The following is a 15,335-nucleotide window of genomic DNA, read 5'->3' on the forward strand; positions in this document are numbered from 1 at the left end:
ACTACTTGGCAAACTCCTCGACCAGTGCCGCGTTGAATGCCTCGAGGTCGGCCGGGGTGCGCGAGGAGATGAAGCCGGAGTCGACGACGACCTCCTCGTCGACCCAGTTTGCGCCCGCGTTGACCAGGTCGGTCTTCACGTTTGCCACCGAGGTGAGCTTGACGCCCTTGAGCAGGTCGGCGTCGGTAAGAATCCAGCCACCGTGGCAGATCACGCCGATTGCCTTGTCCGCGGCCTTAAGTTCCTTCACCAGTGCGACGGCCGGGGCGTCGACGCGGATCTGGTCGGCGTTGCCGGTACCGCCAGGGAGGATCAGCGCGTCGTAATCGGAGGCGTTGGCCTCGGCGGTGGTGATGTCTACCTTCACGGTCGTGCCGTTCTTGCCGGTAATTTCGCCGGTCTCCGGTGCGATCACGGTGGTGGTCGCGCCGGCGGCCTCGACGGCCTCCTTCGGCGAGGTCAGCTCGGAATCCTCGAAATCGTTGGTTGAGATGATTGCGATGTTCTTGCCGTTCAGGTCAGCCATGTTCATCCTTTGTGTCTTGGAATCGTTTGCGCGACCGAGGGTAGGAGCAGATGCGTGATCTGTCGACCTTTTAGTCGGAGTCCTTCGACGGGGCGTCGTCAAGCGGGACCTTGGTCGAGCCAAGCGAGGCCTCACCAACTGGCTTTTTCTCGCGCTTCGCGATGCGCATCATGTGGTCGCGGACCGCGAGGAACGCGGACTTGGAGTCCAGGGTTTCGCTCTGCGTGGTGGATATTTGGATGTCGTCGGCGGTGATTTCGCCGGTTCGTAGCGAGACCATCTCGGCCCAGTAGCGGAACCACACGGCGACGACCGCCGCGACCGGCACCGCGAGGAACGCGCCGACGATGCCGAAGATGGTGCCGCCGAGTGCGACAGCGAGCAGGACGATCGCCGCGTGCAGGCCCATCGCCTGGGACTGCAGGATCGGCTGGAGGACGTTGCCCTCGATCTGCTGCACTGCGATGATGAGGATGAGTACGAAGACCGCGTTCATGAACCCGTTGGACACCAGCGCGATGATCACGGCCAGGGCACCCGCGGTAAACGCGCCGACGATCGGGATGAAGCCGGCGAAGAAGGTGACCACGGCGAGGACCGGCCACAGCGGCACGCCGAGCACAAGCAAGCCGATACCGATAAAGATGGCGTCCACGCCCGACACGATTGCCTGCGTGCGGATGAATCCGGAGAGCGTGTTCCACGAGCGCATGCAGACCTCGGTGAGGTGCCAGCCGGCCTTCACGCCGACGTACTTGCGTAGCCAGGGGAGGAAGCCGTCGCCGTCTTTGAGGAAGAAGAAGGTGAGGATCAGCGTGAGCACCAGGGTGGTGCCCACGGAGGCGATCGCGCCGATGCCGGAGAAGACGCCGGAAGCGATATTCGACGCCTGCCCGCGCAGCGCGTCGGTCACCTGCGAGATCTGCTCACGGATCTTGTTCGGGTCAATGATGGAGGGGTCGACGCGCTCGTTGACCCAGGCGATGATCTGGTAGACGCCCTGTCCGGCCTGGTCGTAGAGCTGCGTGCCCTGCTTCTTCACGGTCGGGCCCATCGCAGCGAAGATGCCGCCGATGATGCCGAAGAAGCCGATGATCACCGTGAAGGTGGCGAGGGCCGCGGGGAACTTCTTGGAGCGCAGCCAGCGCACCGGCGGCCAGAGGACCGTGGACACGATGAGGGCGAGGAAGATGGGCAGCAGGCCCATCCACACGAACTTGAGCAGGTAGAGCACCAGTGCGGTGGCGGCGACGATGATGATGAAGCGCAGCGCCCATGCGGCGGCGGTGCGACCATCTGCGGCGATGACCTCGCCGCGGTCGGTGGGCTCTTGGGAGAGCTCCTGGGCGGCGTCGGCCGGGGTGGGCTTCATGTCGACGTCGTGGGCCTCTGTATCGAGCGCGCCGACGAAGTCGTGGGAATTCTTCTTGTTCACCCCGTTGATTCTGCCAGATATACGCGGAAACGCATGAGTCGGCCGGGCTGGGCGCGGCGTCGAGTTGAACGCAGAATCATCCGGAGTCTCTTGGAATGACGATTCATTGTGAGATTAAGGGGGTGCCTAATCTGTCAGCGTTTTGTCATTTGGCGAATTATTGACAGATTAAGGGGGTGTCTAATCTATCAATCTTTTGCTATTTTGGCGATTGTTGTGAGATTCGCACACGAGGAGGATGGACATGGCAGTGATCGGCGGAATGGAACACCGCGCATTCTTGCTGCGCGAGGTTGCCCAGATTCTCGATTCGGTAGAAGATGGCTGTCTCAGGGGGACAAAAGAAACCCAGGCGATCGATTTTAAGGAAGAAGCTGGACGTAGGCAGGGGCGCGAGCTGTTGCCGGGGCGGCCTGAGAATCCGGATGCTGCCACCAAGCTTGCCGATGAAGTGGCGTGCATGGCGAATTCTCCCGGCGGTGGTGCCCTGATCGTAGGTGTGGAAGACGGCACAGGGCGCTTACTCGGCACAGAGCTGAGCATTGATTGGCTGAGGCAGGAGATTAACTCACGGGTCGGGGTGGCTCCGGATATTTCGGCGCGTCAAGTCGAGGGGTTTCGGTTGTTGGTTATCCTTGTCAGCCAGGCTCCGGCACCTGTTGAGGATACGTCTGATCGTTTGCGCTGGCGTGTAGGTGATTCGTGTCAGCCGGTTGATCGCTCGGAGTGGTGGCAGCATCGTGCGTCGATGCAGTCTTTCGACCTAACGGCAATTGCTTCCGAGCGCACTGCTGCCGACGCACGACCAGAGGCGCTTTCGATCCTGCGAAAGTGGCGACAGGCAGAACCATGGGAGCAGACCGATGAGGAGCTCCTCCGCTCTCTTGGGGCGCTCCGCAGTGATGGTCGACTTTCTGCTGCTGCAGCGATGTTGGTAACTAGCCTGGGAACCGTTGGCCTAGAGCTCACGCAGTTCGATGTCCCAAGTGGAAGCGTGCGCAACCGAGTGGCGCCGGTGCCGGAACAGTCGTTGGCGGAGCAAATCTATCAAGTAGAAACCGCACTGGATGTGCTCAACTCTCAGGTCACGGTGGAACACGGTTTTAGCCACGTGCCGATCCGGCAGTTACCGCGCAGTGCGGTGCGTGAAGCGGTCCTCAACGGTGTTATTCACCGAGATTGGAACAGGTCCGGGCCGACGGAGGTGCGGTGGACTGATTCGGACGCGATGCTGGAAGTCCACAGTCCGGGCGGATTCGTAGGACATGTAAATGCGTCAAACATTCTCACGCAGCGTGAAGCGAGGTACCCGGCGCTTGCGGACTTGTTCCGCGCGACCGGGCTTGTGGATAAGCAGGGGGTCGGCATTGACCGTATGTACCGGGCGATGATCGCGCTCGGGCACAACCCGCCGCAGATTGAAGAGGTAAGTGGTGTTTCCGTTGAAGTCACGTTGCGTGGCGGCATGCCTTCCACACCCGTGCTGGAGGTTATGAACGCTTTGCGGCCTGCGGAGCGCAAGGAGGATTATCGCCTGAGCATTTTGCTTTACCACCTTCTTTATCACCCGTTTATCACTCCGTCTCAGCTCGCGGAGCAGCTCCAGGCTTCTGTGGAGTCTGCACAGGCAGCGCTCGATGTGGCGAAGCAGACGCTTGTCGACGCCACCCCGATCGTTGCCAAGTACAACGATGTGTGGGTGCTCGGGGAGACCACGGTGGACCGAATTGAGCGGCATCGCAACGAAGATCCGGTGCGCGAGTTGCTGCCGTACCGAACCACTGACCCGTTGGAGGCGACGTGCACTGTCGAGCGTTGGCTGAGCGTCCACGAAGCGATCACTACTGGTGATTTTATGCGTCTTACCGGCGTCGCTCGGGGGACGTCGAAGCGCCTCTTGGATGGGATAGCGGACAGGGGCGACATAGTCCCGAAGGGGCAGGGGCGTGCATCCCGTTTTGAGCAGGTGTGAGGGGTTGGCGGGGCGTCGATAGGCGCTATGCCCTAGCTCTCGTCTGTCCTGTGGTGTAGGGTGGGTCACATTCCATCCCTAAACCGCGAAAGGAAACAGACCGTGACTGTCTACCCCAACCCCGGCACCGCCGGCTCCAGCGTGAAGTTCCGCGAGCAGTACGACAACTACATTGGCGGCGACTGGGTCGCGCCGGTGGACGGCGAGTACTTTGACAACATCACCCCGGTCACCGGTGAGACCTTCTGCCGCGTCGCTCGCGGCAAGGAGGCGGACATCAACCTGGCGCTGGACGCCGCGCACAAGGCGGCGCCCGCGTTCGGGAAGACCTCGGTGGCGGAGCGTGCGCTCATGCTGCACCGCATCGCGGACCGCATGGAGGAGCACCTCGAGGACATCGCGGTGGCCGAGACCTGGGAGAACGGCAAGGCCGTGCGCGAGACGCTCGCCGCCGACATCCCGCTGGCAATTGACCACTTCCGCTACTTTGCGGGCGCGATCCGCGCCCAGGAGGGCCGCCTCAGCCAGATCGATGACAACATGGTCGCCTACCACTTCAACGAGCCCCTCGGCGTGGTCGGCCAGATCATCCCGTGGAACTTCCCGCTGCTCATGGCGGTGTGGAAGCTCGCCCCGGCGCTGGCCGCGGGTAACGCAGTGGTGATGAAGCCGGCGGAGCAGACCCCGGCCTCCATCCTCTACCTGATGGACCTGGTGGGCGACCTCATCCCGGCTGGCGTGGTCAACGTGGTCAACGGCTTCGGCGACGAGGCGGGTGCGGCGCTCAGCGGCTCCGACCGCATTGCCAAAATCGCGTTCACCGGCTCGACCCAGGTGGGCAAGATCATCAACAAGGCGGCCGCGGACAAGATCATCCCGGTCACCCTGGAGCTGGGTGGTAAGTCCCCGTCCCTGTTTTTTGAGGACGTGCTCGCGCGCGACGACAGCTTCAAGCAGAAGGCCATCGAGGGCTTCGCCATGTTCGCCCTGAACCAGGGCGAGGTCTGCACCTGTCCGTCGCGCGCCCTGATCCACGAGTCCATCGCGGACGAGTTCCTCGAGCTTGGCGTGCAGCGCGTGAAGCAGATCAAGGTGGGCAACCCGCTGGATACGGACGTGCAGATGGGCGCCCAGGCGTCGCAGGAGCAGATGGACAAGATCACCAGCTACCTGGAGCTCGGCCCGAAGGAGGGTGCGGAGACGCTCACCGGCGGCCACGTGAACAAGCTCGAGGGGCTGGAGAACGGCTTCTACATTGAGCCGACCGTGTTCAAGGGCACCAATGACATGAAGATCTTCCAGGACGAGATCTTCGGCCCGGTCATGTCCGTGACCACCTTCAAGGACTACGACGAGGCGATCCGCATTGCCAACGACACGATCTACGGTCTCGGTGCCGGCGTGTGGTCCCGCAGCCAGAACACAATCTACCGCGCCGGCCGCGCCATTCAGGCTGGTCGCGTGTGGGTAAACCAGTACCACTCCTACCCGGCCCACGCGGCGTTCGGCGGCTACAAGCAGTCCGGCATCGGCCGCGAGAACCACCTCATGATGCTGGGCCACTACCAGCAGACCAAGAACTTGCTCGTCTCCTACGACGAGAACGAGACCGGGCTGTTCTAAGGGCCCTTCGCTTATCGACGCCCCGCCGTCCCGCTCCCCATGCGCGGACCGCGGGGCCAACCTGCATGCAAGAAAAGAGCACTCTACGTGAACTACACCACCAGGCGCTGCGCCGGCGCCGCCCTCGCCGCTGCGCTTTCTGCCTCGGCGCTCGTCGCCCCGCACGCGAACGCCTACGAAACCACTTACGACTCCGACAAAGACCAGTGCACCATCACTTTTACGGACACGGACACCGAGCGCGTCAACGGTGCCTACTCCGCGCTGTTCACCCGGCTGGGCGAGCAGGTCCGCGACAGTGTTGAGGGTGACGACGCCCGGGCGCAAGCCGAAATCGTCTGGGAATACGGCGTGCGAAAGGGCGTGGCAAGCGCCAGCGACCTGCCCGTCCCCGCGGACAAGAAGGTCTCCGCCGCGCAGGCGGCGCTCGCGCTGGGGACGCAAAAGGATAAGTACTGGCGCATGGTCGGATTCCTCAACGCCGCCAAGAAGGACGTGATTACGGACCAAACGATCACGATCACTCCGGCCAAGGCGCGCGAGGAGGGGCCGCTCCACGGCGTGGACTTCGGTCCCGTGGTCGGCGGGACCGTCGGCGGCCTCCTGTTTGGCACGAGCCTTGTGGACATCCGCGACGGAATCATCGACGCCGCCAAGACTCACGCGCCCGAGTTCGCCGCGCCGATCCTGTCCTACAGTCAGGCGTTTTCGGACTGCGCTGACGGCAGGACGCGCGGCAGCTCGGTCCTGCCAGCAAGCTCCATGACGTCGAGCCAGACCACCGGGCTCGGCATCACGGGCATCGTGCTCGGTCTGTTCGCGCTCGTCGGCCTGGGCTACGCGGCGCGACCGTTTGTTGACGACGCCTTGGCGCAATTCCAGCCGTGAAAAAAGTCTACTGACCTGCCGCAACATAAAAAGTTGAGTCGAGCGGGAACAACTTTGTGCCGAGTGCCGTTGTAAGGATTGAGTGCGACGGACTCAAGAGCGGCAGATCATCTGTTACAGTGGTTGCCGTGAAGTTGAGTCACAGCACATCAACTTATTGATAAACCCCACGTTTACAGGAGGAATGCAACATGGCACGCGCAGTAGGTATTGACCTTGGCACCACGAACTCGGTCGTCTCCGTCCTGGAGGGCGGCGAGCCGGTCGTTATCGCGAACGCCGAGGGTTCCCGCACCACCCCGTCCGTTGTCGCGTTTGCGAAGAACGGCGAGGTGCTGGTTGGTCAGTCCGCAAAGAACCAGGCGGTGACCAACGTTGACCGTACGATCCGCTCCGTCAAGCGCCACATGGGCGATGACTGGACCATCAACATTGATGATAAGGACTACACCCCGCAGGAGATCTCCGCTCGTACGCTGATGAAGCTGAAGCGCGACGCGGAGGCGTACCTGGGCGACGAGGTGACTGACGCGGTCATTACTGTCCCGGCATACTTCGAGGACGCACAGCGCCAGGCCACCAAGGAGGCCGGCCAGATTGCGGGCCTGAACGTCCTGCGTATTGTCAACGAGCCGACCGCGGCTGCGCTGGCGTACGGCCTGGAGAAGAACGACTCCGAGCAGACCATCCTGGTCTTCGACTTGGGCGGCGGCACCTTCGACGTCTCCCTGCTGGAGATCGGCGACGGCGTCGTTGAGGTCCTCGCTACCGCCGGCGACAACGAGCTGGGCGGCGATGACTGGGACAACCGCATCGTTGAGTGGCTGGTAGACAAGTTCAAGTCCGCACAGGGAGTGGACCTGTCCAAGGACAAGATGGCAATGCAGCGTCTGCGCGAGGCTGCGGAGAAGGCAAAGATCGAGCTGTCCTCCTCCCAGCAGGCCTCCATCAACCTGCCGTACATCACCGTTGACTCCGAGAAGAACCCGCTTTTCCTGGACGAGACCCTGACCCGCACCGAGTTCCAGAAGATCACCTCTGACCTGCTGGACCGCACCAAGTCCCCGTTCAACCAGGTGATCAAGGACGCTGGCCTCTCGGTCGGCGACATCAACCACGTCGTCCTGGTCGGTGGCTCCACCCGTATGCCGGCCGTGACTGACCTGGTCAAGGAGCTGACCGGCAAGGACCCGAACAAGTCCGTGAACCCGGACGAGGTTGTGGCCCTCGGCGCAGCCCTGCAGGCTGGCGTGCTCCGTGGCGACGTCAAGGACGTGCTGCTTCTCGACGTCACCCCGCTCTCCCTCGGTATCGAGACCAAGGGCGGCGTGATGACCAAGCTGATCGAGCGCAACACCACCATCCCGACGAAGCGTTCCGAGACCTTCACCACCGCTGAGGACAACCAGCCCAGCGTGCAGATCCAGGTCTTCCAGGGCGAGCGCGAGATGGCGTCTGCGAACAAGCTGCTCGGCTCCTTCGAGCTGGCAGGCATCGCTCCGGCGCCGCGCGGTGTGCCGCAGATCGAGGTCACCTTCGACATCGACGCAAACGGCATCGTCTCCGTGTCCGCGAAGGACAAGGCCACCGGCAAGGAGAACACGATCAAGATCCAGGACGGCTCCGGCCTGTCCCAGGAGGAGATCGACCGCATGGTCAAGGACGCCGAGCAGCACGCGGAGGAGGACAAGAAGCGCCGCGAGGAGCAGGAGACCCGCAACAACGCGGAGACCGCCGCTTACCAGACGCGCAAGTTTATGGATGAGAACTCCGACAAGCTGCCGGAGGACCTGAAGACCCGCGTCACCGAGGCTGCGGATGCCGTGGACGAGGCGCTCAAGGGCGACGACCTCGAGGCCGTGAAGTCCGCCGTGGAGAAGCTGAACACCGAGTCCCAGGAGCTGGGCAAGGTCCTCTACGAGGCACAGGCCAACGAGGGCGCAACCCAGGCCGACGCCGCCGCAGGCGACGACAACGTTGTTGACGCCGAGGTTGTCGAGGACGACGCTGAGGAGTCCAACGACTCCGACAACAAGTAAGTCAGGAGTGGTCAGGTTATGACGAACCCGAACCCGCAGATGCCGGAAGATCCGGGCGCACCGGAGAACACCGACGAGCAGTTCGTCACCCCCGACGAGGCTGAAGCGGCCGCGGAAGAAGCCGCGGGCGCCCAGAGCGTCGACGAGGAACTAGCCGACATTGAGGCCAGCCTCGACGGCGAAGCCGCCGAGGAGGTTGTCGAGGAGGGCGACTCCGTCGAAAAGCAACTGGCCGAGCGCACCGAGGACCTGCAGCGAGTGAGCGCCGAGTACGCGAACTACCGCCGCCGGACCGATCGCGAGCGCGGCCAGATCGCGGACCACGCGAAGGCGAAGTTTGCCAGCGAGCTGCTGCCGCTGCTGGATGACCTTGACCTGGCCGACCAGCACGGCGACCTGAACGAAGGGCCGCTGAAGTCTTTTGCCGACAAGTTCCGCGGCGTGCTGGCCAACCAAAAAGTCGAGGCCTTCGGTGCGGAGGGCGAGCCCTTCAACCCGGAGATCCACGAGGCGGTGCAGGACTTGTCGTCCGGCGGCGAGCAGGTCGTCGGGACGGTGCTGCGCAAGGGCTACCGCGTCGGCGAGCGCCTGATCCGCAACGCGATGGTGATCATCGCGGACCCTGCGGAAAACGCTGAGGGCGACGCAGCAGATAACGCAGCAGATAACGCCTAGGGCCACGATCGGCCCAACGGCTCGAGGCCGGGGAACGAGGAAGCGACAACGAAGCGGACTCTTCCCCGGCCCTTTTCGTAGAACAACAGAATGACTCGAGAGCAACGCACTAACATTGCGTGAAAGGAGGGTGCGAGATGGCAATGCAACAGGAATGGGCAGGCAAGGACTACTACGGTGACCTCGGGGTCTCCTCAAGCGCCTCGGCTGCAGACATTAAGAAGGCGTACCGCAAACTCGCACGCGAAAACCACCCAGATTCCCACCCCGGCGACAAAGCTGCGGAGGAGAAGTTCAAGCGCGTGGCGGAGGCGTACGACGTCCTCGGCGACGAGCACCGACGCAAGGAATACGACCAGTTCAAGTCCATGATGGGTGCTGGGCGCTTCGGGGGAGGTGGTACCGGGTTTCCCGGCGGGTTTCGCACGACGCAGACGGACTTCTCGGACTACTCCGGATTCTCCGACATCTTCGGAAACGCCGGTGCTGGACAAGCTGGAGACGGCGGCATTGGTGATCTCTTCGGTGGCCTCTTTAACCGCGGCGGCGGTGCTGGCAGGAACGCTCGGCCGTCGCGGGGGGCCGACGTCGAAACGGAAATAACGCTCGACTTCCGCGAGGCGGCGAAGGGCACCACCTTCCCCGTCGAGCTGACTGGCGACGCGCCGTGCACCACCTGCCACGGCTCCGGCTCCAAGGACGGAAAAACCCACCGGTGCAGCCGCTGCTCCGGCTCGGGCTACATCCGGGAGAACAACGGCGCGTTCGGCATGGCCCGGCCGTGCCCGGAGTGCCAGGGCACGGGCGAGATCATCGAGGACCCCTGCACCACCTGCCGCGGCACCGGCACCGTGCGTCGGGCCCGCACGATCACGGTGCGGATCCCCGCCGGCGTGGTCGACGGGCAGAAGGTGCGCCTGGCCGGCCAGGGCGAGGCCGGGCCGAACGGCACGCCAGCGGGCGACCTGTTTGTCAGCGTGCACGTGCGTGACGACGCCGTCTTCACCCGCTCCGGCGACGACCTTGAAGTCACGGTTCCGGTGTCCTTCGGCGAGCTCGCCCTCGGCGGCACCGTGACGGTGCCGACGTTGGAGAAGCGCGTCCGCGTGAAGATCCCCGCAGGTACCCCGAATGGGCGCACCCTGCGCGTGAAGGGCCGCGGCGTGCCGAAGAAGTCCGGCAAGGCCGGCGACCTGCTGGTCACCGTCGAGGTAAAGGTGCCCGACGACCTGGATGCGGCCGCAACCAGCGCGCTGCGCACCTACCACCAGGCGGAGCGAGACTCCGGCTTTGACCCGCGCGCCGGGTGGGCCGGCGCGTAGTAGGAGGTGAGCCACGTGTCGAAGGAAACAGAGCAGTACTTCGTGATCTCCGTTGCCGCGGAGCTCACCGGCATGCACGCCCAGACGCTGCGCACCTACGACAGGATGGGCCTGGTCACCCCGATGCGCACGCGCGGCGGCGGGCGCCGCTACTCGCGCCGCGACATCTCGTTGCTGCGCCGGATCCAGCAGCTGTCCCAGGAGGACGGCGTGAACCTGGCCGGCATCAAGACGATTATCCAGCTCACCGAGCAGATCGATGAGTTGCAGGAGGAGCTGGCCGCGAAGCACGAGGAGAACACCCAGCTGCGCAAGCGCCTCGAGTCCCGCCCCGCCCGCGGCGGCGAGCTCGTGCACGTGCCGCGCTCGACAGCGGTGGTGACGTGGGAGCCCGCAGCTTCTCGACGCCGCCGCGCACAACCCTAACCGCGACAGCAAAAGAGGGGACGCAGTCGATCTGACTGCGTCCCCTTCTTTCGTGCGTCCGGACTAGCCGCCGAACTCGATGGCCGCTGCGCCGCCGATGTGGCGCAGGTTGGACTTGGCCAGGTCAAACAGTCGGCCGACGCCGCCCTCGAGGAAGGCGGTGCGGGCGCCGGACTTGGTGAAGCCCTTCATCATGTCCCAGGTGATCCCCGGCGGCAGGGAGAGCGCGTTCGGGTCCGTGACAATGTCAACGAGGGCCGGGCCGTCGTACTCCAGGGCCTCCTTGATTACCGGCTTGAGGTCGTCCGGGTCCTCCACACGGAAGGACTTGATGCCAACGCCCTTGGCAATCTCGGCGTAGTTGGCTTCCTCGTGGTCGGTGCCGAAGTACGGCATGCCCTGAACCATCATCTCGAGCTTGACCATGCCGAGGGAGGAGTTGTTGAAGCACATGACCTTCACCGGCAGCTGGTGCAGCTTGATGGTGAGCAGCTCGCCCATGAGCATGCCCAGGCCGCCGTCGCCGGACCAGGAGATGACCTGGCGGTCCGGGAAGGCTGCCTGCACGCCGATGGCCATCGGCAGTGCGTTGGCCATGGTGCCGTGGAGGAAGGACGCGGCCTCGTCGCGCTTGCCATTCGGGGTGAGGTAGCGCGAGGACCAGACGTTGCACATGCCGGTGTCGACGGTGAAGTAGGCGTCGTCGTCAGCCAGCTCGTCCAGCACGGAGGCAGCCAGCTCCGGGTGGATCGGCTTCGTGGACTCGGCTGCCTTCTTGGTGTAGTTGTTCACCACGTGCTCGAGCAGCTGGTAGTGGCGCTTGAGCATCTTGTCCAGGAACTTGCGGTCCTTGTTCTCCTCGATGTGCGGGAGAATGTTTTCAATGACGCTCTTCACGTCACCGACGACCGGGTATTCGACCTTGGTGCGGCGGCCGATGTGGCTGCCGTCGATGTCAATCTGCGCGACGTTCTCGTCCGGCAGCCAGTCGGAGTACGGGAAGTCGGTGCCGACCATGATGAACAGGTCGGACTCGTCCATGGCGTCCAGGCACGCGCCGTAACCGAGCAGACCGGACATGCCGACGTCGTACGGGTTGTCGTGCTCGAAGTACATCTTGCCGCGGAAGGAGTGGCCGATGGGCGCCTTGATCTTCTCCGCCAGGGCGAAGACTTCGTCGCGGGCGTCACGAGCGCCCCAGCCGGCGAAGATAGTGACCTTCTCGGCGTTGTTGATGGCCTCGACGAGGCGAGCGGCCTCGTGCGGATCCGGGAACACGCGCTTCTTGGCGCCGGTGGCGTAGACGGAGTCTGCGGTGTGCGGGCCGTCGGTGACGTCGGCGGCGAAGACGTCGCCGGGCACGACCATCACGGACACGCCGTTGCCGGCCAGGGTGTTCTGCACTGCGTTGTGGAACACGCGCATGCCCTGGTCCGGGTTGTGGACGACCTCGCAGTAGGAGGAGCACTCCTGGAAGAGCAGCTCGGGGTGGGTCTCCTGGAAGAAGGAGGAGCCGATCTCCATGGTCGGGATGTGGGAGGCGATTGCCAGGACCTTGGAGCCGTTGCGGTGCGACTCGTACAGGCCCTGCACGAAGTGGGTGTTGCCCGGGCCGCAGGAAGCGCCGCAGACGGCGAGCTCATCGGCGGCGAGCGAGTCAGCGCCAGCGGCGAATGCGGCGGCCTCCTCGTTGCGGACGTGGACCCATTCGATGTCGCTCTGGCGCACTGCATCCGACAGTGGATTCAGCGAGTCGCCGACCAGCCCGTAGATGCGCTTGATGCCGAGTTCTTCGAGCCTAGCTACGACGTTTTCTGCAAAATTTTGTGCCATGGATTCCCTCCTATTGGGTGATGAATCACTAAACGCAAAACATGATACCTAAAAACGCCCGTATTGTCCGCCTTCTTGTGCTAAGGCGGACAGGAACGCCGGATCTGTGAAATAGTCCGTGTGGCTCCCGGTCACGCCCTCGATAGGGGTGGCGCCATAGCTTGGCGACGACGGCGAGGCCCCCAGCGCAGCTTCCGGACCCGAACGTAGGGTGAGGATGATGTCGTCGGGCGAGTCCACAACGAACACGGCGGAGTCCGGCCCCGCGAGCGCCAAGTCGTCCACGCTGCCGCCAGCAACCCCGGCGCTGCCGAGGAGCCACAGGTCGTCGACAAGCAATCCATGCTCGGCGGCGGCAAGTGTGGGGACGAGCGTGCCGTAGCTATGCGCGACGATCGTCTTTTGGGCGCTGGGGAAGCGAGATTCGAGGGCGGCTTGGAACTGCGCGAGGTTGTCCGCGCCGCGCACGGCGTTGATCTGCGCGCCCGCGTCGGGGATGTTGGCGGGCGGGCCGTAGCCCTGCCAGACGACGACGGACGCGCCGGTGCGCGCGGCGATGCGTTGTGCCTTGTCGAGCTCGCCGCCCAAGTCCTCCGGCTTGCCGGTGTGCGTGCCGGCGACCATGGTGATCACCCGCTCGGGCGCGACGGTGTTACCAATCATCACGGTGGTGCTCGCCGGACCGGCTTCCAAGATGGTGCCGCCGCTGGCTTCGACGGTCTGCAGTGTCGCGGCGGGGACGGTTGCGGCGTGCCGCGCGTGGACCTGCTCGAGGGAGTCGTCGGGGTGGGCGAAGAGTCCGTCAATAGTATGGAGCGGCACGTTCGTGCGCAGCGCATCCGCGGTTTCGCGGTCGAGCGCCTGGGATCGGCGGTTGAGCCACTGGATGAGTTGGTGGTGCCCCGCCCGAATTGCCACCTCCGCCACCGCGTCCAAGCAGGCGTGTGCCAACGCGGCAACCTGCAGAATTGCACGAACCCGCTCGAGGTCCGCCCGTTGCGTTTCCAGCTCGGCCGCGTACGCGTTGAGGGTCGCATTCGATGCGTTCGCCGCAGGGCCTTCGAAGCCGGATCGAACCAAAGCTTCGCTGGCCTGGCGCGCATTGAGCAGTTGCCTATCGACGCCACACAGCCCCTCCCACACCTCATCCGCCGCCCGGCGCAACTCGTCGGGGAAGAGTGTGGGCTGGTAGATAGCGCTATCGGTGCGCATCGAGCCTCCCCGCGATGGTGCTGTCGAGGTCACAGACGTGGTCGGCAAAGCGGGCAACCTGCTCGAGGTGTGTGTGGATCCCGCCGGTGGTGTGCTGCATGGCTAACGTATGGTGCGAACACACTGTGGATAACGCGTTTGCGGTGGATGAGGGGGAAAGGTGCGGGTCATAATGAGTGAGGTCCGGCGGGGTGTGAGCGCGGGCGGTGGAAGCTGTGGATTGCGTAAGGTGTAAAAAGTTCATGGTGTAACCCTATACAAACGTAACAGCCGAATCAATGGGTGCGGCAAACAAACTTGAAAATGTTTAGCATTGGGTGCATGAAACTTGCTTGCATTCAAACCACCACCGGCCCTGACGTGCGCGAAAACCTGGCCAAGGTGTCGCCGCTCATTCGAAACGCGGCCGAGCAGGGGGCGAGCCTGATTGTGTTGCCGGAGGCGACGAGCCAGGCCTTCGGGCAGGGGCGCTTGGATAAGCAGGCCGAGGGGCTGGATGGCGAGTTCGCCACCGCGCTCCGGCAGCTCGCGACGGACGCTGGGGTAACCATTGTGGCGGGGATGTTTCGGCCTGCGGATTCCCGCGAGGTGAACGGGAGGACGATCAACCGGGTCTACAACACGGCGCTCATTACGGGTGCAGGCGTGCACCTGGGTTACGACAAGATTCATACCTACGACGCGTTCGACTATCGCGAATCTGACACCGTCAAAGCGGGGGACCGGCTCGTGACTTTCGAGTGCGATGGCGTACGCGTAGGGGTAGCTATCTGCTTTGATATTCGTTTCCCGGAGCAGTTCCGCGAGCTGGCCCGCCGCGGCGCCGAGGTGATCGTCGTACCAACGAGCTGGGCGGATGGGGGCGGCAAGCTCGAGCAGTGGCGCTTGCTCACCCGTGCGCGCGCACTTGATTCGGGCGTATTCCTCGCCGCGGCGGGACAGGCCCGTCCCAACTTCGAGCGAGAGGCTGGGCGGGAGTCGGGGCCGACCGGGATCGGGCACTCGGTGGTCGTCGCGCCGGATGGCGTCGTGGTTGCAGAGGCGGGATACGGACCGGAAATTCTCGTCGCGGACCTTGATCTCGACACCGTTGGCGCAACCCGCCGCGCGCTTCCGGTGGTGGATATTGAGGCATCGACGCCAATGTCGTAGGGCCCGCCGCCAGAGAAAAGTCCGCAATGCGGACTCCGTTCAGTCACGTTGGAATGGGTGTGCGCGAAATCGATGTTGTTCGAACGTAGAATGCTGAGAAAAGTCCGCAATGCGGACTTCCTTCAGTCGTTGGTTACCGCGACTCAACGCGCTAGCGAACGTCAACGTTGTTAACGTACTTAACTTGATAAAAGGGCAGGTCAGGTCGATGTTCGGTGGGGGTGCTATCTTC

The 15,335-nt window shown here is 63.8% G+C and carries 12 protein-coding genes; 8 read left to right on the top strand and 4 right to left on the bottom strand.

Annotated elements, in window-relative coordinates; all coding sequences use genetic code 11:
• Window position 1: 1 nt before the first annotated feature.
• Window positions 2-526, bottom strand: a complete 525-nt coding sequence (locus tag CKJ84_RS08480; RefSeq protein ID WP_095546646.1) for a type 1 glutamine amidotransferase domain-containing protein — start codon at window positions 524-526, stop codon at window positions 2-4.
• A gap of 70 nt (window positions 527-596) precedes the next feature.
• Complete coding sequence (locus tag CKJ84_RS08485; protein ID WP_369801178.1) at window positions 597-1,961, bottom strand: AI-2E family transporter; 1,365 nt, start codon at window positions 1,959-1,961, stop codon at window positions 597-599.
• Between the two features lie 244 nt (window positions 1,962-2,205).
• Between CKJ84_RS08485 and CKJ84_RS08490 the strand changes: the two genes are divergently transcribed.
• From CKJ84_RS08490 to CKJ84_RS08520, 7 genes are all read left to right on the top strand, one after another.
• Window positions 2,206-3,933, top strand: coding sequence for a DUF5635 domain-containing protein (locus CKJ84_RS08490; RefSeq protein WP_095546647.1), 1,728 nt, complete (start codon window positions 2,206-2,208; stop codon window positions 3,931-3,933).
• Between the two features lie 102 nt (window positions 3,934-4,035).
• Window positions 4,036-5,556, top strand: coding sequence for an aldehyde dehydrogenase family protein (locus CKJ84_RS08495; RefSeq protein ID WP_095546648.1), 1,521 nt, complete (start codon window positions 4,036-4,038; stop codon window positions 5,554-5,556).
• 87 nt (window positions 5,557-5,643) lie between these two features.
• Entirely contained in the window at window positions 5,644-6,444 is an 801-nt protein-coding gene (locus CKJ84_RS08500; RefSeq protein ID WP_095546649.1) for a hypothetical protein, read from the top strand.
• A gap of 191 nt (window positions 6,445-6,635) precedes the next feature.
• Window positions 6,636-8,483 carry a molecular chaperone DnaK gene (gene dnaK / locus CKJ84_RS08505; protein WP_095536061.1) on the top strand — a complete coding sequence of 616 codons (1,848 nt, stop codon included), beginning with the start codon at window positions 6,636-6,638 and terminating at the stop codon, window positions 8,481-8,483.
• Between the two features lie 18 nt (window positions 8,484-8,501).
• Window positions 8,502-9,158, top strand: a complete 657-nt coding sequence (gene grpE, locus CKJ84_RS08510; protein ID WP_095546650.1) for a nucleotide exchange factor GrpE — start codon at window positions 8,502-8,504, stop codon at window positions 9,156-9,158.
• Between the two features lie 137 nt (window positions 9,159-9,295).
• A complete protein-coding gene (gene dnaJ / locus CKJ84_RS08515; protein WP_095546651.1) occupies window positions 9,296-10,480 on the top strand; it encodes a molecular chaperone DnaJ in 1,185 nt (394 codons plus the stop codon).
• Between the two features lie 15 nt (window positions 10,481-10,495).
• On the top strand, window positions 10,496-10,906 hold the full coding sequence (locus CKJ84_RS08520) for a heat shock protein transcriptional repressor HspR (protein ID WP_095275666.1): 411 nt from the start codon (window positions 10,496-10,498) through the stop codon (window positions 10,904-10,906).
• 63 nt (window positions 10,907-10,969) lie between these two features.
• On the opposite strand, the gene CKJ84_RS08525 is transcribed toward CKJ84_RS08520, so the two are convergent.
• Both CKJ84_RS08525 and CKJ84_RS08530 read right to left on the bottom strand, forming a co-directional pair.
• Window positions 10,970-12,739, bottom strand: coding sequence for a pyruvate dehydrogenase (locus tag CKJ84_RS08525; RefSeq protein ID WP_095546652.1), 1,770 nt, complete (start codon window positions 12,737-12,739; stop codon window positions 10,970-10,972).
• Between the two features lie 48 nt (window positions 12,740-12,787).
• Entirely contained in the window at window positions 12,788-13,951 is a 1,164-nt protein-coding gene (locus CKJ84_RS08530; protein ID WP_095546653.1) for an alpha/beta hydrolase, read from the bottom strand.
• Between the two features lie 321 nt (window positions 13,952-14,272).
• On the opposite strand from CKJ84_RS08530, the gene CKJ84_RS08535 reads away from it, so the two are divergent.
• Window positions 14,273-15,103: a carbon-nitrogen hydrolase family protein gene (locus CKJ84_RS08535; RefSeq protein WP_095546756.1), complete on the top strand. Its 831-nt coding sequence runs from the start codon at window positions 14,273-14,275 to the stop codon at window positions 15,101-15,103.
• Window positions 15,104-15,335 lie beyond the last annotated feature (232 nt).

The sequence above is a fragment of the Corynebacterium sp. NML 120412 genome (assembly GCF_002285155.1).
GTDB lineage: Bacteria > Actinomycetota > Actinomycetes > Mycobacteriales > Mycobacteriaceae > Corynebacterium > Corynebacterium gottingense.

Coding starts and splice junctions, on each gene's coding strand:
- CKJ84_RS08480 (WP_095546646.1), bottom strand. CDS start 526: ATGGCTGACCTGAACGGCAAGAACATCGCAATCATCTCAACCAACGAT.
- CKJ84_RS08490 (WP_095546647.1), top strand. CDS start 2,206: ATGGCAGTGATCGGCGGAATGGAACACCGCGCATTCTTGCTGCGCGAG.
- dnaK (WP_095536061.1), top strand. CDS start 6,636: ATGGCACGCGCAGTAGGTATTGACCTTGGCACCACGAACTCGGTCGTC.
- grpE (WP_095546650.1), top strand. CDS start 8,502: ATGACGAACCCGAACCCGCAGATGCCGGAAGATCCGGGCGCACCGGAG.
- dnaJ (WP_095546651.1), top strand. CDS start 9,296: ATGGCAATGCAACAGGAATGGGCAGGCAAGGACTACTACGGTGACCTC.
- CKJ84_RS08525 (WP_095546652.1), bottom strand. CDS start 12,739: ATGGCACAAAATTTTGCAGAAAACGTCGTAGCTAGGCTCGAAGAACTC.
- CKJ84_RS08530 (WP_095546653.1), bottom strand. CDS start 13,951: ATGCGCACCGATAGCGCTATCTACCAGCCCACACTCTTCCCCGACGAG.
- CKJ84_RS08535 (WP_095546756.1), top strand. CDS start 14,273: ATGAAACTTGCTTGCATTCAAACCACCACCGGCCCTGACGTGCGCGAA.